General features: G+C 58.2%; 23 protein-coding genes. 9 read left to right on the forward strand and 14 right to left on the reverse strand.

Features of this window, described 5'->3' with window-relative positions:
* From hisG to ABIE13_RS19065, 14 genes are all read right to left on the reverse strand, one after another.
* A complete protein-coding gene (gene hisG / locus ABIE13_RS19000) occupies positions 1-654 on the reverse strand; it encodes an ATP phosphoribosyltransferase (protein WP_354446304.1) in 654 nt (217 codons plus the stop codon).
* Positions 651-1,958 carry a UDP-N-acetylglucosamine 1-carboxyvinyltransferase gene (gene murA / locus ABIE13_RS19005; protein ID WP_354446306.1) on the reverse strand — a complete coding sequence of 436 codons (1,308 nt, stop codon included), beginning with the start codon at positions 1,956-1,958 and terminating at the stop codon, positions 651-653. The genes hisG and murA overlap by 4 nt, the downstream gene beginning before the upstream one ends.
* Before the next feature lies 1 nt (position 1,959).
* Positions 1,960-2,202: a BolA family protein gene (locus ABIE13_RS19010; protein ID WP_354446308.1), complete on the reverse strand. Its 243-nt coding sequence runs from the start codon at positions 2,200-2,202 to the stop codon at positions 1,960-1,962.
* Between the two features lie 84 nt (positions 2,203-2,286).
* Positions 2,287-3,027: an ABC transporter permease gene (locus tag ABIE13_RS19015; RefSeq protein ID WP_354446441.1), complete on the reverse strand. Its 741-nt coding sequence runs from the start codon at positions 3,025-3,027 to the stop codon at positions 2,287-2,289.
* A gap of 83 nt (positions 3,028-3,110) precedes the next feature.
* Positions 3,111-4,073: an ABC transporter ATP-binding protein gene (locus ABIE13_RS19020; protein WP_354446310.1), complete on the reverse strand. Its 963-nt coding sequence runs from the start codon at positions 4,071-4,073 to the stop codon at positions 3,111-3,113.
* A 125-nt stretch (positions 4,074-4,198) separates the two neighbouring features.
* The gene (locus ABIE13_RS19025; RefSeq protein ID WP_354446312.1) at positions 4,199-6,280 is read right to left on the reverse strand and encodes a hypothetical protein; all 2,082 of its coding nucleotides are present in this window, start codon (positions 6,278-6,280) and stop codon (positions 4,199-4,201) included.
* A gap of 142 nt (positions 6,281-6,422) precedes the next feature.
* Positions 6,423-8,231: a serine hydrolase domain-containing protein gene (locus tag ABIE13_RS19030; protein WP_354446314.1), complete on the reverse strand. Its 1,809-nt coding sequence runs from the start codon at positions 8,229-8,231 to the stop codon at positions 6,423-6,425.
* A 319-nt stretch (positions 8,232-8,550) separates the two neighbouring features.
* Entirely contained in the window at positions 8,551-8,838 is a 288-nt protein-coding gene (locus ABIE13_RS19035; RefSeq protein WP_354446316.1) for an STAS domain-containing protein, read from the reverse strand.
* Positions 8,839-8,873: 35 nt separating this feature from the next.
* Entirely contained in the window at positions 8,874-9,527 is a 654-nt protein-coding gene (locus ABIE13_RS19040; protein ID WP_354446318.1) for an MlaC/ttg2D family ABC transporter substrate-binding protein, read from the reverse strand.
* Positions 9,528-9,674: 147 nt separating this feature from the next.
* On the reverse strand, positions 9,675-10,484 hold the full coding sequence (locus ABIE13_RS19045) for an MlaA family lipoprotein (RefSeq protein ID WP_354446319.1): 810 nt from the start codon (positions 10,482-10,484) through the stop codon (positions 9,675-9,677).
* 81 nt (positions 10,485-10,565) lie between these two features.
* Positions 10,566-11,069: an outer membrane lipid asymmetry maintenance protein MlaD gene (gene mlaD, locus ABIE13_RS19050; RefSeq protein WP_354446321.1), complete on the reverse strand. Its 504-nt coding sequence runs from the start codon at positions 11,067-11,069 to the stop codon at positions 10,566-10,568.
* Positions 11,070-11,097: 28 nt separating this feature from the next.
* On the reverse strand, positions 11,098-11,880 hold the full coding sequence (mlaE, locus tag ABIE13_RS19055; RefSeq protein ID WP_354446323.1) for a lipid asymmetry maintenance ABC transporter permease subunit MlaE: 783 nt from the start codon (positions 11,878-11,880) through the stop codon (positions 11,098-11,100).
* Positions 11,877-12,713, reverse strand: coding sequence for an ABC transporter ATP-binding protein (locus tag ABIE13_RS19060; RefSeq protein WP_436278443.1), 837 nt, complete (start codon positions 12,711-12,713; stop codon positions 11,877-11,879). The genes mlaE and ABIE13_RS19060 overlap by 4 nt, the downstream gene beginning before the upstream one ends.
* A gap of 112 nt (positions 12,714-12,825) precedes the next feature.
* Positions 12,826-14,385, reverse strand: coding sequence for a serine hydrolase (locus ABIE13_RS19065; RefSeq protein ID WP_354446325.1), 1,560 nt, complete (start codon positions 14,383-14,385; stop codon positions 12,826-12,828).
* Between the two features lie 532 nt (positions 14,386-14,917).
* Between ABIE13_RS19065 and bfr the strand changes: the two genes are divergently transcribed.
* From bfr to hemP, 9 genes are all read left to right on the forward strand, one after another.
* The gene (bfr, locus tag ABIE13_RS19070) at positions 14,918-15,388 is read left to right on the forward strand and encodes a bacterioferritin (protein ID WP_354446327.1); all 471 of its coding nucleotides are present in this window, start codon (positions 14,918-14,920) and stop codon (positions 15,386-15,388) included.
* 458 nt (positions 15,389-15,846) lie between these two features.
* Positions 15,847-18,129 carry a TonB-dependent receptor gene (locus ABIE13_RS19075; RefSeq protein ID WP_354446329.1) on the forward strand — a complete coding sequence of 761 codons (2,283 nt, stop codon included), beginning with the start codon at positions 15,847-15,849 and terminating at the stop codon, positions 18,127-18,129.
* A 119-nt stretch (positions 18,130-18,248) separates the two neighbouring features.
* A complete protein-coding gene (locus ABIE13_RS19080) occupies positions 18,249-18,944 on the forward strand; it encodes a Fe2+-dependent dioxygenase (protein WP_354446331.1) in 696 nt (231 codons plus the stop codon).
* Positions 18,945-19,030: 86 nt separating this feature from the next.
* On the forward strand, positions 19,031-20,128 hold the full coding sequence (locus ABIE13_RS19085; protein ID WP_354446333.1) for an alpha-hydroxy acid oxidase: 1,098 nt from the start codon (positions 19,031-19,033) through the stop codon (positions 20,126-20,128).
* A 109-nt stretch (positions 20,129-20,237) separates the two neighbouring features.
* On the forward strand, positions 20,238-20,471 hold the full coding sequence (locus ABIE13_RS19090) for a (2Fe-2S)-binding protein (RefSeq protein ID WP_354446335.1): 234 nt from the start codon (positions 20,238-20,240) through the stop codon (positions 20,469-20,471).
* Between the two features lie 200 nt (positions 20,472-20,671).
* Positions 20,672-21,406, forward strand: coding sequence for an energy transducer TonB (locus ABIE13_RS19095; protein WP_354446337.1), 735 nt, complete (start codon positions 20,672-20,674; stop codon positions 21,404-21,406).
* 2 nt (positions 21,407-21,408) lie between these two features.
* Positions 21,409-22,125: a MotA/TolQ/ExbB proton channel family protein gene (locus tag ABIE13_RS19100; RefSeq protein WP_354446339.1), complete on the forward strand. Its 717-nt coding sequence runs from the start codon at positions 21,409-21,411 to the stop codon at positions 22,123-22,125.
* A gap of 22 nt (positions 22,126-22,147) precedes the next feature.
* Positions 22,148-22,558: an ExbD/TolR family protein gene (locus ABIE13_RS19105; RefSeq protein WP_354446341.1), complete on the forward strand. Its 411-nt coding sequence runs from the start codon at positions 22,148-22,150 to the stop codon at positions 22,556-22,558.
* A 14-nt stretch (positions 22,559-22,572) separates the two neighbouring features.
* Entirely contained in the window at positions 22,573-22,773 is a 201-nt protein-coding gene (gene hemP / locus ABIE13_RS19110) for a hemin uptake protein HemP (protein WP_354446343.1), read from the forward strand.
* The last annotated feature ends 56 nt before the right edge of the window (positions 22,774-22,829 follow it).

A 22,829-nucleotide genomic window follows, 5' to 3' on the forward strand; every position in this document is an offset into this window, starting at 1 on the left:
TCAGGCAGGGACGGTGGCTGAGCCAACGGCCGCAGCAAAAGAATCGATGATGCGGCGAATGGGGGCAGTCTTGAGCTTGAGCGCCGCCTGGTTCACCACCAGGCGGGAGCTGATATTCATGATGTGCTCGACCTCGACCAGATTGTTGGCCTTGAGCGTTTTGCCAGTACTTACCAGGTCGACGATGGCGTCAGCCATGCCGGTCAATGGAGCCAGCTCCATGCTGCCATAGAGCTTGATCAGGTCAACGTGAACGCCCTTGTCAGCAAAAAAATTACGGGCAATGGCGGTGTATTTGGTCGCCACGGTGATGCGGCTGCCTTGACGCACCGCCCGCAGGTAATCAAAACCGGCCGGCGCGGCCACGGCCATATGGCATTGCGCGATTCGCAGATCCAGAGGCTGGTAGAGGCCTGCACCGCCGTGCTCTATCAGCACGTCCTTGCCAGTCACACCGATGTCGGCGCCGCCATATTCCACATAGGTAGGCACGTCGGTGGCGCGAACCAGCACCACGCGAACACCGTCCTGATTGGTCGGCAGAATGAGTTTTCTGGATTTTTCAGGATCTTCGAGCACTTCGATCCCGGCCGCAGCCAGAAGAGGCAGCGTTTCATCAAAGATCCTGCCCTTGGAGAGTGCGAGGGTAATCATGATTGGACTCTCTGAATATCCGCCCCGATCAAACGCAGCTTTTCTTCCATCTGGTCGTAGCCGCGGTCGAGGTGATAGATGCGGTCGATCATGGTTTCGCCTTCGGCTACCAAACCCGCAATGACCAGACTGGCAGAAGCGCGCAGATCCGTTGCCATGACGCTGGCTCCGGACAGGTTCTGCACGCCATCAATCATGGCGGACCTGCCGTCCACGTGAATAGCTGCGCCCAGCCGCGTCAGTTCATTGACGTGCATGAAGCGGTTTTCAAAGATGGTTTCACTGACCATGCTGGATCCGGCAGCCACGCAATTGAGTGTCATGAACTGCGCCTGCATGTCCGTTGGAAAGCCTGGATATTCGCTGGTGCGAAAGCTCTGCGCTTTCAGCGCTCTGCCACCCAGGCTGCGGATGGTGATGGCGTGGGCTTTGGCTCCGCCCTCACAGTCGGGGCCTCCCAAGGCCTCTATCTCGGCACCCGCGTCACGGAGCTTTTCGATCACGGCATCCAGATGATGGGCGCAAGCGTTGCGCAAAGTGGCTTCGCCTCCGGTGGCTGCTACGGCACACAGGAAAGTGCCGGCCTCTATGCGGTCGGCCACCACCTCATGCGTGCAGCCATGCAGCCTCTCAACCCCGACGATTCGGATGCGGCTGGTGCCGTGCCCCTCAATGCGCGCGCCCATCTTGATGAGCATTTCCGCGAGATCGGTGATCTCTGGCTCTTGAGCGGCATTTTCCAGCACGGTTTCACCCTCGGCGAGGGTGGCGGCCATGAGGAAGTTCTCCGTGCCCGTCACGGTGACCATATCGGTGGTGATACGGGCGCCCTTCAGGCGGGTGCGGCCTTCTGGCAAGCGCGCCAGCATGTAGCCATGTTCCACGTCGATTTCAGCGCCCATGGCCTGAAGGCCTTTGATGTGCTGGTCTACGGGCCTCGAGCCAATGGCACAGCCACCCGGCAAGGAAACCTTGGCCTGTCCAAATCGCGCCAGCAACGGACCCAAGGCCAGCACCGAAGCTCGCATGGTCTTGACCAATTCGTAGGGGGCCTCAGGATTGATGGTCCCGCCTGCATTGAAGGTCATGCCGCCCCGCTCGCCATGCGTATCGGTCACGCAACCCATATTGTCGAGAAGCTTACGCATGGTGCGCACGTCCTGAAGGCGCGGCACATTGGTCAGCACGACAGGTTCTTCGGTCAGCAACGCAGCGCACATTTCAGGCAATGCGGCATTCTTGGCGCCGGAGATGACGACCTCGCCCCGAAGTGGCCGGCCTCCGCGGATCAGCAATTTGTCCATGTCATGCAGGATTTTTTTGATATTCGGTCGGTGTAAGCGTTTTCATCGACAGGGCATGGACTTCATCGGTCTTCATGCGATCGCCAAGGGCAGCATACACACGCTGATGGCGTGCGATCGGGCGCAGGCCTTCAAAGGCAGGCGAGACAATGGTCGCGAACCAATGGCGCCCGTCGCCTTCAACGCTGAGGTGCTCGCACGGCAGGCCGGCGGCAATGATGGATTGGAGTTCTTGCGCAGTCATGGTCTTGGTTGAATGGCGTCGAGGCGGAGAAATATCCCTCCTTGTCACGCATCGGAGCTCGAGTTTCGAGACTCCAGCGCGTCTTCAGCCTCTTAATTTGTATCCGATTTTCAGGAGATGGAGCGTCAAAAGCGCAACGCCCAGGCAGCTTGCCCCAGAGACCGCCAGGCTCAGCCAGGGCGAAACGTCGCTCACACCAAAGAAACCGTACCTAAATCCATCAATCATGTAGAAAAACGGATTGAAATGGCTGAGTTTCTGCCAAACCCCCGGCAGAGAATGAATGGAATAGAAGACACCCGCCAGAAAGGTCATGGGCATGATCACAAAGTTCTGAAAGACCGCCATCTGGTCGAACTTGTCCGCCCACAGTCCCGCCAGCAAACCCAGCACGCCCATCAGCGAAGTACCCAGGAACGCGAATACGAAAATCCAGACAGGGGCTGCCGCTTGTGCCGGCGCATAGAACAGCGTGATGAGATAAACCCCCGCGCCCACCAGCAAGCCGCGCAAAATGGCAGCTCCAACGTAGGCGATGAACCAGTGCCAGGGCCCCAATGGGGTCAGCAGCACGAACACGAGATTACCCATGATCTTGCTTTGCACCAAGCTGGAGGCGCTGTTGGCAAATGCGTTTTGCAGCATGCTCATCATCACCAGGCCGGGCACCAGAAATGCCACGTAGCTCACACCGGGGTAGACCTGCACGCGATCGCTCATCACATGTCCGAAAATGAGCAGGTAGAGAACGGCCGTGAGTACGGGGGCGGCAATGGTCTGGAAGGCGACGCGCCAAAACCGCAGCACTTCCTTTTTCAGCAGCATCTTCCAGCCATCATTGGGCGCTGGCACGGCCTGAAGATGAGGTGAAACCTTGAGGGTCGTGGGCAGGGTGACGTCTGGATGGGTCATACAGTGGCCACCTCTGCCAGTCCGGCTTCCGTGACACCCGCTTCCGGGGCGCCGCTCATCAATTCGATGAAGACGTCTTCGAGATCCGCCTTGCGAATTTCAACATCTTCCGCCGCTACCCCAGCCTCACGCAACGCTGCAAGATGGCGTTCTATGGCAACCGGACCATCGGCCGGCATTTCCACAATGCGGCCGGTGACTCTTGCCAGGCGTGCCAAGTGATCCGGAAGGGGGCTGTCCGTCTTGAAGTGCAGTACGTTGGACGTCGCGTTGCTGAGCAAGGTGCTGGTTTTTTCCAGCGCAATCACCCGCCCTCTCTTGAGCATGGCAAGACGCGAGCACAGCGCTTCGGCCTCTTCGAGATAGTGCGTGGTCAAAAGCACCGTGTGACCACGTCGGTTAAGTTCGGCGACGAACTGCCACAGTGTCTGGCGCAACTCGACATCGACACCCGCCGTCGGTTCGTCGAGCACGATGACTGGCGGCTTGTGCACCAGGGCCTGCGCCACCAACACACGGCGCTTCATGCCGCCCGAAAGCTGCCGCATGTTGGCACCAGCCTTGTCGGTCAGGCCCAGTCCGTGAAGGAGTTCATCAATCCAGGCGCCATTGCGATGGAGACCGAAATAGCCGGACTGGAAAACCAGCGCTTCGCGCACGGTAAAAAATGGATCGAACACCAATTCCTGGGGAACGATGCCTAAATGACGGCGGGCCTGGACAAAATCCTGCCTGACATCAAAACCATGGACTTTGATGCTTCCGCTGGTCGCTCCAGCCAAGCCGGCCAGAATGGAGATCAAAGTCGTCTTGCCCGCCCCATTCGGGCCGAGCAGGCCGAAAAATTCGCCCTCTTCGATGTCGAAGCTGACGTTGTCGAGCGCTTTGAGGGGGGATGAGCCGGGTTTACCGGAGGCCTGGTAGACCTTCGATACCGATTGAATGGAAATGGCGGACATAGGCTGAACCCCCAATTCTACGTGTTTGGGGTTCAGAGCGTAGCCCGCACCTCATTACCCCGAGCCGTCCACCCGCTGGTGAGCCGGGCCATGGCCGAGGAATGAGAGACGGGGAATGCCGCCCACTACAACCCGACATCTCCACGAAGTGCGGGCGTGGCATTCAGCCCGGCTGTCCTGACGATCTGCTTGAGCAGGGGGTTATCGTTCACCAAAATCACACCTTCATAGGGGTTTGCAGCGCCCGAGCTTCCGATGGGCAATGAACTACCGTACATCAGCGGCACGTGCGAGTGGGCACCGCCATTGTTGTTCACGAATCCGAGCGACCCCGTATTGAGCAGGAGAAAGCCGGTTCCCCTGTATTCCCCATCCAGATAATGCTTGTAGTAGTCCCCCACGGTGACAATCGGCATGATCTCAATCCGTTTGCCTGGTGCATCCACTCGGCCTATCACCACGATCAGACCGGGGCCATCCACTGCCTCGCGAGGCCCCACCACGCGCAGTTCCCCCTCCCCTTTTTGCGATGTCGTGTAGTTGCCCCCCTCGACATTGCGCACAATCGATCCACCCACCGAGTAGCTCGCCCGGCTGTCCGAGGAGGCGATCAGGTTGAAAGTGTTGGGCTTGAGCGGTCCGTCCACATCTGAGCGATTCGCATAGGCATCACCGCGAAGGTGCAAGTCCAGAATCAGGCGCTTGGTATGTTTTCCAGTGGCGTTGGGTCCACCTGTCTCCTCCTCCACATATTCGATCTGTCCACGCCAGGATGTCAATGGACGCACGTTGCTCGTTCGCTTGCGCGCCGTGACCACCACGTCGCCATGGGAGCCCGGAGGATCGTTGGCCCCAGTGGGCAACACCAGCTCGATTCGATCCTCGCTCCAACGCGAGATCGGCAAGTCAATTCCCCCTACCTGGACAGTCCCCGCCTCCGACCCAAAGCTACCGTGGATGACAAGCTTGTCTTTCCAATCCATCTCCAGCATGGTGATAACCGGATTGGTCAGATCGAAGCCACCCAAGCCATAACGCTTTATGGGCGCGGGGCTCGAACCAGGTTCCCCGCTCGCGGGGTTCACCAATAAACCCTGAGCGCCGAGATAAGCCCAGACGTGTTCGAAGTCAAAGGCTCTATTGGCCGGGCTTCTCGGGTCATGCGTGTTGGCGCCAGTCATCCGATCTATGAGGGTGTTCACTGTCCGGTAGCCGGCTGCCGTCGCGTTACCCTGCCACGCCATGATTTCCGCAGCGCCCACATTGCTCAATGCTGCGCGGAAAACAGCAGCCTGAGGCAGCCCCCCCTCGCAAAGCATGAGGATGACCAGCGAGTTCGGAGCCAGGCGAATATATTTCGAGATGAAGAAGCTTGTGACCGCGTACTTGGGACGATGTTTGCCCTCGACGATCTCTGCCCAGTAGCTGCGGTCGCGGTGGTAGATGAGTCGGCGGTTGTCCAGGTCGTCCTTGTAGGCCTCATCCAGATCTCCACTGATGAACGTATCAGTGGTGATCGAGTAGTCCTGGTAGGCGTCGCGCCCGCTTTCCGTGCCGAAAACGGCTCCATGCGTGTTGAGATAAAGAAGTCCAGGCTGGCCTATATTCTTGAGCGCGTCCACTGTGAGCGCATGCTGGGCTGGCACAGTCCAACCACGCTTCTCAAGTGCCGCCTTGGCCTGGGCCAGAGCCGCATCACCCTCGGGCGAAAAGGACGCCGGATCCTTCATCATCTTGAGCAGCACGGTCTGATCGCTACCTGGCACCTGCATGGAAGCGCCAGCCTTTGGAACCAGCTTGGCGATGTCGGCGCTGTGCGGCTCTGAGGCAGAGGCCGCCTTGGCCGTTGCGCCTGTGTTTCGCCAGTTGTCCGTAAACAGAAAGTAGCGTCCGTCCGTAAAGCGTGCCCACAGGCTCCCCGCACCAATACCTACTTCATCAAACTGAGGCTGCTGACGCACCCATTCTTTCAAGGCTTCGAAAGGCGCCGGGGAATTCGCAGCCATGATTTGCTCATATTTCTCTGCGATGCGGTAGGTCGCTTCCGAGCGCTCATCCACGGTGAAGCCGCCGCTACCGCCGCCTCCGCTACCGCCTCCTCCTCCCTGAGTGTCGTCATCGCCTCCGCAGGCTGCGAGGGTAGCCCCCAATCCCATGGTCAAAGCCCGCCCCAGCAATTGGCGTCTCGTGGTGTCTGATGGTTTCATGATCGCGTCCGTTTCCAAGTTGTTGGATTCAAGAACGCGAAAGTTATCTATTCACGACGCTTCGCGCACCACCCCACCGGGGTAGGAAGACGATCGAATAGGAACTTCTGGCTGCCCTGCCTAGCCCCGGCGGGGACAGTTATCAAACGAGCGTGCAGATCAAACTGCCGGTTTTCAGTACCAGCGTACCGTTATGCGTTGAGAAATTGATCTCGTTGAGGTCCCGGCCATGGTTGACGGGGATCTTGACCGATGGCCCCGCGCGATCGTCGTCTAGCGGAGTAAGCAACTGGTAGCCCATGTCTGCGCCGCCAAACAGAATGTAGCCTGGCAAAGCTGCGAGAGTGCTCACTGAAAACTGCATGTTCTCCGTCAAGCTCCATGAGACCGATTCCCGCGACTCATTGGTGGGAGACCATTTAGATTGCACCCTGGCTTGCCAGGCCGCGGAAATGTTTGGCAACGGCGCCAGTTGCTGAGCAATCGGCAAGGTGACATATCCGAGCCTGGCTCCTGGAGCCACCCGCTGCATCAGGTAACGGTAACGATAGGCCTTACCTGACTCATCGGTTCCCGATGCTTCAGAAAAGCGAAAACTCGGCAGTGAACCGTTGTCACTCCACCACCAACCATCGCTGCGGTACTGAAACCGGGGTGCACCCTTGAAGAGAGGCTCCCATTCCTGTCCATTCCATTGGTTCAGCGTCAGGCCACCGTCCTTGTCCAGATCGACCTGCATAGGCGCTTTGTAGTTGCCATATATGCCTGCAGCATCTGTCACGTTGGCAGGGGTCGCCAGAGCAGGGACCGCATTGACGACCATTGGGGGAAGCGCCGCGAGGGTGCCCTCCTCTTGCAATGCACGCAGCAAGATGCCCTCCGCAATCGCAAGCGCCTTCGCACCGTATGCGGAATTTCCCGTGAGAAGCAAGCCCATCTGGGCTTCTGGCAACACGAAGAACTCCGTGGAGAAAAACGCCGTTCCTCCGTTTTTCTCCCAGGCATGAATATTCGCTTGTGCCAGCCCGGGTTGCTGCACGCTGTCCCACCCCAGGCCCCAACGCCATTCCGGTGATGGATTGATCTTCAGATTTTTCGTCTGATCCTCTGCCATCGCAGCCACCCCAGATGCAGAGACGATTCGATTTCCCTCGAAAACTCCGCCACCAAGAAACATCTGCGCGAGGTTCATCATGTCAGCAGGCGTGGAGCTTAGCCCGCCTGTTGCAAACGCATTGACGAACTCAAGAGGGTATTGCTTGCCCTGGTAGCGCGGGTAGGCCAACTCTCCCGGCGGCTTAGCAGTGCGCAGGAAGCCGGAGTCGGTCATTTTCAAGGGCTTGAGGATGTGCTCCTCGACGAAATCGGCATACGCCTGACCTGTGACTGCCAGCACCACCTGCTCGAACATGGTGAATCCGTCATTGCTGTACACGGCGAGTTGCCCAGGCGAATGCTTCAGGTGCGCGTTCGCAAGCTCGCTTTCAGTGTCTGCGGCATAACCGGCTATGGGTGCGAAAGAAAATATGTTTCTGCCGTTGGTGCCGGGCAGCCCGGAAGAATGAGACAACAGATGCCGGGAAGTAATGCGTTGATATTCCGGCGAAAGCATCTTGAAGCCGGGGAGATAGCGGCTGATCGGAGCGTCAAGGTCGATCAATCGCCGGTCCTGGAGAATCACGCCCGCCAAGCCTGCGAAAACCTTGGAAACCGAGCCAATATTAAATCGCGTACGAGTGGTGGCTGGGTGATGGTCCGTCACGGAAGCCATGCCAAAGGCCTGCTGCCATACGAGCTTGTCGCGCTTGAGAAGCGCGACAGAAATAGCTGCCGCATCAGCTTGTTCGCTCATGACTTGAGCGATGGCCTTCTGAGCCCAGTCAATGGTGTTCGGGTAGGAGGGAACCACGCTGGCAGGAGTGCTACAGCCTGGCAGGCTGGTCGCCAGCATGCCAGCGCCAGCCGTTCCTAGAAACTGCCGCCTCCCGGTGCTAAAGGATAGAGGGTGAAGGATCCTACGTCTGATCATGTTCATGCTCTGGAACGCCCATTAAGGATGGAAAATGCGAGGAAAAGCTCATCGCATTATGCGGTTCACTCCACTAGCGCAAGCATGTCCGCGAAGAGGCATTCGGGAAAGTTTGATCCAAAGCAGGCACGCCGTGTGGAGTCTGCCCGACGGTCACAGCGGGAACAAAGGCCACAACGCCAACAGTGCGGTCAGAGTGTTATTCGCCCACTGAGGGGATGTCACACTCGAATCATCAATTTCAAGCGGTTAGAGCCGACCCGGGCTCCGGAAGCAAGGTGGAAACACCATATAGCTCGGCAAGTTCGCGTAAACGAGGAGCCAGTCCTTGCACTGCGAACCGTTTCCCGTCATGAAAACAATGGCGCCTGCACTCCAGCAGAACTGCCAGAGCGGACGAATCGAACTTCACAAGCGCGGTGGCATCTACCAGCACCTCGTCACCAGACTCGTGTCGACTTGATTTCAACAGCATGTTCAGGCACGGCTGCGCCTGTGCGGATGTCAGTTCAGCAGGCAGAACAAGCAATTTGAAGTCCTAACTCAGGATACAAATCACATGAATCAGTTCTTTGCACCGGCATTGGTCTGATTGCGCTCAACCAGAGACGAAACCAAGCCGTCGATGCCATTGGAATTGATCTGTTGGGCAAATTGGGGTCTGTAGGTATCTACCAACCAGATGCCGGCCACGTTCAGATCATAGATCTTCCAACCAGCGCCCTGCCCAGGAGTTTTCTCCATGCGGTAGTCAAGTTGCACTGGCTCACCCTTGCCTCTGACCAGGGTGCGAACCATGACTTCCTTATCGGTGTCGGCAGCACGCATGGGGCGCACTTCTATGGACTGGTCACTTACCTGCCTGAGGGCGCCTGCGTAGGTCCGCACCAGTAGGGTTTTGAATTCCTGTTGCAACTTCTGCTGCTGATCAGGTGTCGCCTTGCGCCAGCCGGGGCCCGTCGCCGAGGCTGTCATACGGCGGAAGTTCACGTTGGGCATGATCTTGCTGTCAACCACCGCCATCACCCGCGCCACATCACCTGATTGCAAACTTTTGTCTGAGCGAATGGTGTCCAGTACTTCGACCGAGAGGCGGCGGATCATGGCATCGGGGGCTTCGTCTGCAGCATGGGCCCAGGGGGCGGCTGCAACCAACGTCAAGGCACCTAGAAGTGCCGCTGAAGCTTTGATGAATGAACGTCGAATCGGCTGTGTCATATTTTTTCTTTCTCGCAAAAGGACGCAACGTGCGTCAGCTCTATTTCGAATACACCGGGCAGCCTGAGGTTCCCCAAGGCTGTTACAAGTTGTTCCACGACTATCCAGTCAGCACTTGCCGCAGTGATGTATTCGTACTAGGGCGTGCTAGCGCGCTCGCCGTCCGGCCCTGGGAGGGCGAGGCGACACGGGTGATTTTTCCGCGGCCCCAGAATCACCCTCATCGAGGTCATAACGCTCTTCATCAGAGGACGTTGATCCGTCCGAGATGTCGCTTTGGCGTTTTTGGAGATAGACGTCCCTCTTGAACGTGTATGGATCAAGCGCAGCCTCATCCAGAATGTTGCCGAGATCAAGCAATCGCGCCCGAACGTCCACAATTCCAAGGACTGAAAGAGAATTGCGCAGGCGAACGTTATCTGAGTAACGGAGCGGTTGACCGTAAGAGTCCACGGGCAAGGCGAACGAATCTCGAAGCGTGCTCGATCCGAGGATAGGCAGAACGACATAAGGGCCAGATGGGACACCCCAACGCCCCAAGGTCTGGCCAAAATCCTCCCTATGGCGCTCCAGCGACATTTCACTGGCCGGATCAAACACCCCGCCAATACCAATGGAGGTGTTGATCACCACGCGCCAAAAGGAATGCAAGGCTCCTTCTGGTTTGGCTTGCAAGACATTGTTGACGAAGGACCAGACATCACTGAGGTTGCCGAAGAAATTACCCACACCTGTTCGAACCGGACGCGGCAGGACTTCCTTGTACACAGTGGCCACGGGCTTGAGCACTGCGTCATCCACTGCGTCGTTGAACGTCGTCATGGAGCGGTTATACGGCTCCCAGGGATCGCGAGGATCAGCGTTGGGCGCACTGGCACAACCGACCAGGACCGTAGCCAGCAACACGACGGCCAATCGGCCGGACAACCGGACCCATGCCGGTGATTGCGTATTCATCGAGTACCTTATTCTTGATTTATATAGGCCCTGCCTCTGAAGCAGAGCCACTTATGCATTATTTTTACGGCGTTGGCAGCGCTACTTGCTGCCGCTTTTCGACTGATTGGATGCTCCACCTCCAGAGCCGCCATCAGCTGCCCCGTTGAACAGGAATTGGCTGATGAGATTCTCCAATACCACGGCCGATTGTGTGGTGGTGACATTATCACCGGCCGCCAGATTTTTCTCATCGGCGCCAGGTTCAACCCCAATGTACTGCTCGCCCAGCAATCCGCTTGTAAGAATTTTTAGCGAGCTGTCTTTCGGAAATGCGAATCGGGGATCCATATCGAGGGTGATATGGGCTTGAAACTTCTGGTCGTCGAAGCCGATGGAGACCACGCGTCCCACAACCACGCCCGCGCTCCTCACGGCAGCCTTGGGCTTGAGCCCGCCTATGTTGTCAAAATCTGCCGTGATGCGATAGCCGCGCTGGAAGTTCATATTCAGCAGGTTGGCCGACTGCAGCGCCAGAAACACCAACGCTGCCAGGCCGATGAGCACAAATAGGCCCACCCAGAAATCGTTTTTTGAACGTCCCATGTTGCTTGTCGTCCTTTAAACCAGGCACTCAAAAACTGAACATCATGGCCGTGAGCAGGAAATCCAGCCCCAAGACCATCAAAGAAGCCATCACCACGGTGCGCGTTGTGGCTCTGGCGACGCCTTCTGCCGTAGGCTTGGCGCGGTAGCCCTGGAGCAAGGCAACGAAAGTGACCGTCACGCCAAATACCAGGCTCTTGATGACGCCATTGCCGAGATCGGCCCAGACGTCGACGCCGCCCTGCATCTGACTCCAGAAAGCGCCCGGATCAACGCCGATCATCAGCACGCTGACCACCCAGCCGCCCAGGATACCCACCGCGTTGAACACAGCGGTGAGCAGTGGCAACACGATCACTCCAGCCCAGAAACGCGGTGCGATGATGCGACGCACCGGGTCTACCGCCATCATCTCCATGGCTGAGAATTGCTCACCGGATTTCATCAGACCGATCTCTGCCGTGAGCGATGTGCCGGCCCGGCCGGCAAACAAAAGCGCAGCCACCACTGGACCCAGTTCGCGCAGCAGCGAGAGCGCGACCATGAGCCCCACTGCCTCGGCAGAGCCATAGCGTTGCAGAATGTTATAGCCCTGCAAGGCCAGAACAAAGCCAACAAAAAGGCCGGAAATGGCAATAATTGCGAGCGAATAATTGCCTAGAAAATGGATTTGGTCCCTCACCAGCGAAAAACGCCGGAAAGTGGGGCCAGCCAGTTTGAGCAGACGCCAAAAAAAGCGTGTGGCATACCCCATGTCGGAAACGCTGACGCGCAGCGCATAGCCAACGTCGGATGGGCGCCACCAGCTCATCGGGCCACCTCAGATACGTTTTCGCCAAAATCCTGTTCTATGCTGGGGCCGGGATAATGAAAGCGCACTGGTCCGTCAGCTTGCGCACCCACGAACTGCCGAACCAACGGATCATTGCTGGCGCGAATTTCGTCCGGTGAGCCTTGAGCGGCAATACCGCCTTCCGCCAAAATGATGACGTTGTCCGCAATGCGGAAAGTTTCATCCACGTCGTGTGAAACCACGATGCTGGTGATGCCCAGAGCATCGTTGAGTTGGCGGATCAGCCGCGCGGTCGTTCCCAGGGAAATGGGATCGAGTCCAGCAAAGGGCTCGTCGTACATCACGAGATCCGGGTCGAGCGCTATGGCCCGCGCCAACGCCACGCGTCGAGCCATGCCGCCGGATACCTGAGCAGGCATCAGATCGCGCGCGCCCCGCAAACCCACTGCCCCCAATTTCATCAGAACAATGTCGCGAATCAGGGCTTCTGGCAAGTCAGTGTGCTCACGCAGCGGAAATGCCACGTTCTCAAAAACGGACAAATCTGTGAACAAAGCGCCAAACTGAAAGAGCATGCCCATGCGCCTGCGCGCCACATAAAGCGCTGCTTCGTCCATGCTACCCACGTCTTTGCCGTCCAGAAGGACTTCTCCCTTTTGCGCGCGATGTTGCCCGCCGATCAAGCGCAGTACCGTGGTCTTTCCACCACCGGACGCGCCCATCAGTGCCGTGACCCGTCCTCGTGGAACCACGAGCGAGAGATCCTTGAGGATCAACCGCTCGTCGTAACCGAAAGTCACGTTGCGCAGCTCCACCAAGGCGTCAGCAGCAGGGGAAATGTCTGGCGTCAAGACAAAAATCGCCGGTCAAAGCCGGCGCGGGAATTCGTTCCACTCATTGTACAGAGCGGCAGAAATATCCTCAGAGCGAGCAAGACCTCGACTTTTGTGAGCAATTGAATGCTCAGACGCGCATGAGAGTACCTAGCCCATTGGCGCTGTAGACCTCCACCCAAAGGCTGCCAATGTCTGGATTGAAGCGCAACAATGAAACACTTCCTGATGGGATGCTCTCACTTGAGGGATAGTAGACAAAGTCGTTACCGCTCCAGTGGCGCATGGGGTAGCGCTGTAGAGTCGGCCCTATTGCAATCGTCAGCCCCCCACTTTGCGCACGCTCGACTTTGAAAGTGCCGAAGTAGTCGTTCCTGTAACTACCCACGTAACGCTCAAGTGATTGGGGCGGTACGGGATTGGCAGGCGGCGACTGACCGACAAGGCTTCCTACAGGTGCGGAAAAATTTGCCAATGCCTGGTTGAATCGGGTCCACCAATCCGCAGTCTCACGCCCTTCCACCACCAGATCCAGGAACTGGCGGCAAATTGCTTCCGGCACACCAATGGGGGAACTATTGGTCAGGACAATGATGCCTACTTCGTACTCAGGCACCACCATGAAGCAAGTGGCCGCCCCCAGTTGGAACCCGCCTGAGTGACTTGCCATGCGCGGGCCACCCGCCCCGACCGTGCCCACATTGAAGCCAAAACCGTAGCTGCCATCCGATGAGTGGGGTGACATGGCCGCTTGCAAGGGCGCGGCGCTGACCAGCGCACGGCCCTGCCAGCGCCCTTCCGCCAACAGCAGCTTCAGCCAGTTGGCCATGTCCCGCACGCTGCTGCTGGCCCCACCGGCGGGTGACTGCGGATCGGCATTTCGAGGCGCGCCGGGCGTCCACCCATTACCGTCTCGCACGTGCCCCACTGCTCGATTGCTTTGTGCGGCAAATTCTTCGTAGCGCGAGGTGGTCCGCGTCATTCCCAAGGGGCCATAAAGCGTGCTCTGCGAGAGAGTGGCCCAGTCCGTATTGAGCCGGCCTGCGAGGCCAATGCCCGCCAAAGTCGGGCCCGCATTCGTATATTTATTGTGTTGTCTAAATGGCAGAAGGGGCAGAAGACGCAGGCGTTCCAGCTCTTCGCGCTGCGACCAGCCCATTTCCTCCAGATCGTCGCCAGCATGGTCGGGCAATCCACTTCGGTGGGAATAAAGATCGGCCACCGTGAGTTGGTCGGGAGTTTCTGCATTGCTGAGCTCAAACCAAGGCAGCAATTCCCGCATACGCGTATTCCAGCCCACAGTGCCTTCACCCACCTGGCGCGCCACGACCGTCGCACCCAGAGGCTTGGAAACCGAGGCCAGTTGAAACACGGTATCGGCATTGACGGCCTCTGAATGCCCGGCCCGGCGCACGCCATATCCCTCGGCCAACAGGGTTTCATCTCTGTGGACTATGGCGACGGCAAGGCCAGGAATACCCGTTTTCTTCATCAAGTTGCGGGCCATCTCCGGCACCTGTGCGGCAGCCGAAACGGTCGCTCCATCGCTGTCGCAGGCGGCAAGGCCCCCGCCCAGGCTCACGCCGGCGCCAAGTAACGCCGCCCGCTGCAGCAAGGTGCGCCTATCCAACCAACGCTCAGGTGCTGGAGCAGGGTGACTGGTACCGGCAGTACGAAACTTATTGTTCATGCTAATTGCTCTCCGCAGAAAGTCCTTTGATAGATGGTGTCGATTGCCAAGCGCGCTCCTTTTCCACATCCAAGCGATGAAATAGGCGCGCTTCAGGAGGCCTCTGCAACTACCCTATCGCCCGGATGGACAGCCCACCAGGTCATTGCCCAGAGGGCACCCAGCTGCCTTCTGCGACATCGAGTTTTGCAAAGAATGTCTAGTATGGCGTCAGCAAATGCCAAAGCAAAGAACGTACACCAAAAGCATTCTTTTGCATGCAACCCCAAAAAGCCCACACATCCTCTGCCCGCTGTTGCGGACCTGAGAAGGTCGCACTTCAATGATGCTGGCCGGAAAAACCACAGACCGTATGACCCGTCCGCCGCGTTCGTAAAAGATTCTCATCCGCAGCTGCACGGCAATCCCTCCCAATATCTCAATAAATGAATCAGGAAACCCCTGCTTTTATTGGATTTTTGGCCAGCCAATCACTCATTTCTTATTCAGACTTGTTAAAATCCGGGCTCAAGAATCCCTAATGGAGTTAAGCATGCAAGGCGATAAAAAGGCCATCGAATTCCTGCAAGCTCAGTTGAAAAATGAACTGACAGCCATCAACCAGTACTTCCTGCACTACCGCATGTACAAGCACTGGGGGCTGGAAAAGCTTGCCAAGAAAGAGTACGAAGAGTCCATCGGTGAGATGAAACACGCCGACAAGCTGATGGACCGCATCTTCACCCTGGATGGCCTGCCTAACCTGCAGGATCTGGGCAAGCTCCTCATAGGAGAAGACGTGCCGGAAGCCCTGCGCAGCGACTTGAAAATGGAATACGGCGCACAAGCCACCATCAAAGACGGCATGGCCCACTGCGAAAGCGTCCGTGATTATGTTTCTCGCGATCTGTTGCAGGAAATTTTGAACGATACGGAAGAGCACATCGACTTTCTGGAAACCCAGCTGGATTTGATCGAAAAAGTCGGCATTCAGAACTACTTGCAAACTCAGATGGGCGCCTGATCTGGTTAAACACGCAAGGTTTTGGAAATCGAACACCGATAATCTAATCAAGAATTATTTTCATTCTTGTTAAAATCTCGGTAATATCGAAAACTGCTGAAAATACCTTTCAAACAGATCTTCAAGCGCTCGGTATTCGGTCAGTCGAATTCATTGCCCCGTCCTCGCAGACGGGCAACGCAGGGATGGGGACAGCGCTACCCCCATCTCCTCCCTCTCCCTGTCTCCAATTCAACGCGAAGACTCTCGCATGTGGACTTTTTCATGGTCCAAGTCTGCGCTGCGCGCCGCATGCAGTTTGTTGCTATGAAGCAACATATTGAATGAAAACGATTCTCATTTTAGTAGAATCGCAAAGTTTTTCCATTCATTGCAAGCAAGCGAAACGCACCTCCCTGTTGGGGTCGCTTATGTAGCCAGCTATTTTTCCTCCAACTTCGTCTGACTGGCCTTTTTCCATGTCCTCTTCTTTCCATGACTTTGAGTCTCCTCTCGCCCGTGCTGCGCGTGAGGCGTCCAGCCCCGCATTGGCCGCGGCTGTACCTGCGCTGCGCCCCCTGGGGGCGATGCTTTTGGCAGGCTCTTTAGCGGGAGGAGCGTGGGCGCAAACTCAAGCGCCAGCGGCGCCAGCGACGCCTACCCTGGGTACTGTGACCGTACGAGACGCCGTGCAGAAAGATGGCGCCACCAACAGCAAAAATGAGTTGCGCGCGAACCGCACTCAGCTTGGCAAGGGTGACCAGGAACTGCGCGACATTCCACAAAGTGTCACGGTGATGACTGAAAAGCTCATCAATGACCGCAACCTGGACGACTTCCGAGACGTGCTGCGTACCACAGCAGGCGTGACCTTCCAGGCTGGTGAAACCGGTGAAGAAGATGTCCGCCTGCGCGGCTTCTCGCTGGGCCAGGCAGGTGATATCTATCGCGACGGCCTGCGTGATGCCCCACTGTACGAACGCGACACGTTCAATGATGATCGCATCGAGATCATCAAGGGCTCTGCATCGATGCTGTTCGGCAAAGGCTCCACTGGCGGCGTCGTGAACCAGGTCAGCAAACAGCCTTTCCTGATGACGCAGCATGAGTTCAACGCCATGATTGGAACGGGCAGCGAGAAACGCGTGTCCGGTGACCTCAACTTCCAGACCAGCGAAGATTCCGCCTTGCGCCTGAACCTGATGGGTTATGACGCAGAGAACTGGGGATCCAAGCAGCGCAAGATCGGCGTCGCGCCAACCTTCCGCTGGGGCATCGGAACCCGTGATGAGTTTTCCGTGGGGGCCTACTATCTCGACGTGAAGGGGCGTCAAAGCTATTCGCATCCATGGCTGACGGACGCTTCCGGCACCATCATTCCCACATTGCCGGCCAAAGGTTTCTACGGGCTGGATGGTGATCACCTGAATACCTCAGCCAAATACCTCAACTTTGGCCACACCCACCGCTTCGATAACGGTGGCGAACTCAAGACGCGCCTGCGCGCGGGCCAATACGAGCGTGACCTGTTAGGCACCACCGTCGGGTTTGCGACGCCCCGTCCAACCGTGGTGGAAGACATCACCGACAGCACCGTGCTGACGCGTGGCTCCAAGGGCCGTATCGGCAAGAGCGATGTCGTGCAGCTGCAAAGCGATTACAGCCAAACTTTTGATCTGGGTGGCCGCAAGCACACTCTGCTGACCGGTATCGACATCTACGACGAAAAAGCCAAGCGCGCCAACAACTATCCCTTGCCCAACACGCCTGCACGTCCCAACACCACGGTTGGCACACCTAATGACGGCGCCTGGGTTCCGGATATGCGCGCCACGCCGGTACCGTACAACGATTTCAGCTCGCGCAGTGTCAGCCTGTATGCGCAAGACACCATGGCGCTCAATGACACGCTCAAATTGGTGGGTGGCGTGCGCTTCGACCACTTCCGCGCTTCGTACCACAACACCGACGGTTCGCTGACCAACGCCCGCAGTGACAACATGTGGAGTCCTCGTCTGGGTCTGATCTATCAGCCCAACGACATCTCCTCTTACTACGTGTCCTACGGAACTTCGTTCAATACGTCAGGTGATGCCTACCAATACGGAGTCTCCGTCGGCTCTGGCACAGCTCGCTCATCAAATACCCCACCCGAGAAAAGCCGCAACTTCGAAATCGGCGGCAAGTGGGACCTGTTCGACAAGCGCGCCTTGGCCGGTGTGGCAATCTTCTACAGCGAGAAGTACAACGAGCGCAATACCGACCCCGATTCGGCGGCCGCTCAAGAGCTGCTCTCGGGCAAGCGCCATGCAGCTGGTATGGAGTTCAATTTCGCCGGCCGCGTGACGCCCGCATGGGAAATTTTCTGGAACCACACCTGGATTCCCAGTGCAAAGATCGACAGCAGCAACGTCGCTCTGAATGCTGCAGGTACAGGTGCACAGGTTGAGGGAGATCGCCCAGGTCTTACGCCCAAGCACTCGGGTAGCGTGTGGACCACTTACCGCGTCATACCTCAGTTGCGCTTCGGGCTAGGCGCCAACTACCGCTCCAGCCAGAGCCCAGAAGGTGCGCGCCACATCAAGGCGGCCAGCTTCGTGACATTTGATGCGATGGCTGAATACGCTTTCACCGAAAAGGTGACGCTCAAGCTTAACGTGAGTAACCTCACCAACAAGCTCTACGCAGACTCCCTGTATCGCGGCTTCTATCAACCCGGCGCTCCACGCCGTGTACAGCTTGCGCTGAAAGTGCTGTTCTGATCTTCCTATGAAGACGGCGCTCGCCGCTCGGCTGTTCCTTAACAGCCCGGGCCCGAGCGTGGACCCAAGCTGCGGTAGTATCCAGCACACAACCTATTCACCGCTGCACCCGAGGTTCGATGCTGCTGCACCTCAAAGGCCTGCTGTCCACTGCTGAAGTCTCACAAGCCCGCTCTCTTTTGATGGCGCCGGAAGCGCCATGGGTGGACGGGCGCACCAGTGCAGGTGCGCAAGCTGTTCAGCAAAAAAACAATCTACAACTGGCCCAGGAAAGTCCGAGCGCCCATGCCCTTCGGGAACTGGTCCTGAACGCCCTGCGGCAAGACCCTGTCGTGCTCTCTGCCGCATTGCCGCGTCGAATCTTCAACCCGCTTTTCAATCGCTACAGCGGCGAGGCCAATCATTACGGACCTCACGTGGATGGTGCAGTCATGCATTCCGCCGCCACTGGGGAATGGATTCGCAGTGACCTTTCCTGCACGGTGTTCTTTTCGGACCCAAGTGAATACGAGGGCGGGGAACTTGTGGTGCACGGCGCGCCAGGCGAGCCTTCACGCGAGGTCAAACTCCCGGCCGGAGACGCCGTGCTGTATCTTGGCACCAGTGTTCACGAAGTACGACCTGTCACGCGCGGCGAACGCCTGGCCAGTTTTCTGTGGATCGAAAGCATGGTGCGCTCACCTGAGCAGCGCGCCTTGTTGTTCGAAATGGACATGTCACTACTCGCCATGCGGCAACGACACGGAGAAACCGCTGAGGCGCGGGCCCTGACCGGCACGTATCACAACCTGCTGCGCATGTGGGCCAACACCTGAGAAGGTGCGAAGAGTCGCCTATGCCCGACGGATCCATTCACACATTCTGAGCGCAGAAACAAGCGCTCACGGCACACGCCTCGCTCATGGTTGCTCCGCACATCACGCCGCCACAGGCCCTGACGCTGGCTGACTACGAAGCACAGTCGCGCGAAAAGCTGGAGCCTGGCATCTGGGCCTACTTCAGCGGGGGCGCGGCTGACGAATTCACTCTCCGCAGAAATACGGAGGCCTGGCAAAACATGGAGCTTTGGCCGCGCGTCCTTCGGCAATTGGCTGGAGGACATACACGGGTGAATCTGGCCGGGCGCGAGATAGCCCACCCTATCTTGCTGGCACCGGTCGCCCATCAAAAACTGGCGCATCCTGACGGCGAACTCGCCAGTGCGCTTGCCGCCGCCGCCCAGGGTGCGGGGTATGTGCTGAGCACGCAGTCCAGCACCCCCCTGGAAGCTGTCGCACGCGCCGTGCAGGGCGATCCGGGGCGGGGGCCGCTCTGGTTCCAGCTTTATTGGCAACATGACCGCGTCTTCAATCTCGAACTTGCCCAGCGTGCACACGCCGCCGGTTATGAATCGCTGGTCTTGACGGCGGACGCTCCTGTCAGCGGTGCACGCGATCGCGAGCGAAAATCCGGCTTCAGGCTACCGCCTGGTATCGGCAGTGTCCATCTGCAGAACCTGCCGTCACCTGCGCATCTGCCCACTGATACCTACTGCGGCGGCCTGCCTGCGCACGCGCTTTGCTGGGACGATATTGCCTGGTTACAGGAACGAACACGCCTGCCCATCTGGATCAAGGGCGTACTCCACCCCCTTGACGCCCAACAAGCGCAACGCATGGAGGTGGCCGGCGTGATCGTCAGCAACCACGGCGGACGTACTTTGGACACGGCCCCCACCACCCTGCGCGCCCTGCCGCTCATTGCCAAAGCGCTGGGAGGAACACTGCCGCTGATCGTCGATGGCGGAATCAGACGTGGCACCGACGTGCTCAAAGCCCTGGCGCTGGGAGCTGACGCTGTACTCATTGGCCGCCCCATGGTGCACGGCCTGGCCGTAGAGGGGGCTTTGGGTGTTGCACGCGTGATCCGACTTCTGCGCGATGAACTGGAAATCGCCATGGCGCTGACTGGCTGCCGCACGCTTGCCGAGGCCACGCCCGGGCTCCTCACCCCCAGCTGAGTACTGATTTAGGTGGTGACTTCACCCTATCGACAGCATAGACATTGACAATGAGAGTAATTCGCATTTATTATCGAGCCTAAGATTTCTCCCCCAAGAGTTGTTTCACATGATCGTTTGCGTTTGCAACCGTGTTTCGGATCGCGACATCACTCGCCATGCCCGTGCTGGCATGAGTTTCGATGACATCCAGCTGGAGCTGGGAGTCGCGACTTGCTGCGGCTCCTGCGAAGGCTGCGCCCGTGATATCGTGGACCAATGCAATGCGGGCCACCCCGTCGCCGCTCTGCGGCAGGAAAGCGCAGCCAACGCGTCAGGCTTCAACACCTACGCCGCCGCCTGACCTGGAGCCCACAATGCACAGCGAAGTTTTCCTGGCATTCGGTGGCAGCTTGATTCTGGTCATTGGCGCACTCTTCTGGGTCCTGAAGCGCTAAGCTCATAGTTCTCCTTTACTGAAACGCAAACCGCGGACTCTTTCCTTCTCATTTCGTCCTGCCGTGCTCAGCCGCCGCAAGGGCTCCCCTGGCCGCCGCGATTACGATGTCGAATTCTGCTACCTTGTCTCCCCAACCAACACGCCTACCGCGCCTTAGCCGCAACACCATCATTGTGGGCAGCGTTTTGCTGTTTCACGGGGTCGGCTTGTGGGCGCTTCAAAGCGGATTGTTGCGGCGTGCAGTAGAAGTAGTGGTCCCGGCGGAAATCCTGGCGGAATTCATCACCCCACCTGCGCCACCCGCCCCAGAGCGTCCTCCCGCACCGCCCCCACCTGCGCCCACGCCGCCGCAACCCGCGCCGCCCAAACCACGCCCACAACCTGTTCAGCGCCCGCGCCCCGCGCCTGCGCCCCAGCCTTTGGCAGTAGAGTCCCCGGCACCTGCAGTGGACGTGTCGCCCATCACCCCAGCGCCCGTTCCAGCGCCTGCACCTCCCGCGCCGCCGCCACCGCCTGCCCCGCCCGCTCCCCCAGCTCCCCCGCCGCCTCCGAAGGTGGTGCAGCCGTCCAGCACGGCGGACTACTTGAACAATGCACCGCCGCCCTATCCGGCCATGAGCCGTCGACTCGGCGAAACCGGACGCGTCGTGGTGAGGGTTTTGATTGGCCCCGATGGCCGTGCACAAGATGCCCGCATTCAAGCCTCCAGTGGCTTCGAGAGGCTGGACAAAGTGGCTTTGGAGACTGCGCGCGACCGCTGGCGCTATAAGCCTGGCACCACCGATGGCGTGCCCTCAGCCATGTGGTTCAACGTACCTATCAATTTCGTTTTGGAGTAAGCATGGATTCTCAGTTTGGTCTTTTTCACGTGTGGTCACAAGGTGACTGGGTCACCCGCGCGGTTTTTGTCACCTTGATCGCAATGTCGCTGGTGTCCTGGATTGTGATCCTCATCAAGGCGCTGGATGTCGTGCGCGCCAAAGGGCTGGCGGCAAGAGTCGAGAGTTTCTGGCACTCCTCTGATATGGCAGAGGGCTTGAACAAGCTCGGCCCAGCAGATAGCAATGCGTTCCGCGAGCTGGCCATTGAAGGGCGGGAAGCCGCTGCCCACCACCGTGCTACTCAGGCGCAATTGCATGATTCATTGGACGTGAGCGACTGGATTTCACGCGCTCTGCGCAACAGCATTGACAATTCGACCGGCAAGCTGCAAGCCGGTCTGGCGATTTTGGCGTCTGTGGGCTCCACCGCGCCGTTCGTGGGCCTTTTTGGCACCGTATGGGGCATCTACCACGCGCTGATGAGCATCGGTGCAGCTGGCCAGGCCACCATCGATAAAGTTGCAGGCCCGATTGGCGAAGCGCTCATCATGACGGCCCTGGGTCTGGCAGTGGCCATTCCCGCCGTGCTGGGTTACAACGCGCTCGTGCGTGGCAACAAGCACATCACGGCCAAGCTTGGCCGCTTCGCGCACGATCTGCACGCCTACTACGTCACGGGCGCCCGTGTCATCACGGCGCCTACCGATAACCGCGTCGTGCCGATGAAAAAGGCCTGAACAGGTCCTGGGAGCAACATAAATGGCAGGATTTACCGCCGACGACACCGACGAGGTGATGAGCGAGATCAATATGGTCCCGTTCATCGACGTGATGCTGGTGTTGCTGATCGTCTTCATCATCACTGTGCCCGTCATGAAGCACGCTGTGAATGTCGAATTACCTAATGTATCCAACGAAAAAGAGCTGATCAAGCCCGAAACTCTGAACCTTTCAGTTCAGGCCGACGGCAGCTACTTCCTGGGTGAGGAAAGGATTTCAGACGACGCGCTACCTGCGCGCCTGACTGCCGAATCCACCAAGGAGCCGCAGCCGGAGTTGCATATCCGGGGCGACAAGGAGGTTCGCTACGAACGCGTCGCCATGGCCATGGCTGCAGCCCAGCAAGCTGGCCTGAAGAAAATCGGCTTCATCACTGAACCCAAACGCTGAACGGGCAGCCCCTCATGCCAAGCTCCACCAGCAGGCCTCAATCGCCCACCACATCGGTGGGAAATCTGGCTTCAGCGGTGGAGCCTGCAACAACCCCTGCTCCGCTATCGAGCAATCACCTGCTCAAAGGGCGCAAGGCCATAGAAATTACTCATAACGGTTCGGTGTATCGACTGCAAGCTACCAAGCTGGGTAAGCTGATTCTGACGAAATAAGACAAGAACGCGAGGACCGCCGACCAACATCCAACGGCGAACGCGTCCCGGCCATC

It is taken from the genome of Ottowia thiooxydans, assembly GCF_040548795.1.
GTDB classification, from domain to species: Bacteria; Pseudomonadota; Gammaproteobacteria; order Burkholderiales; family Burkholderiaceae_C; genus Ottowia; species Ottowia thiooxydans_A.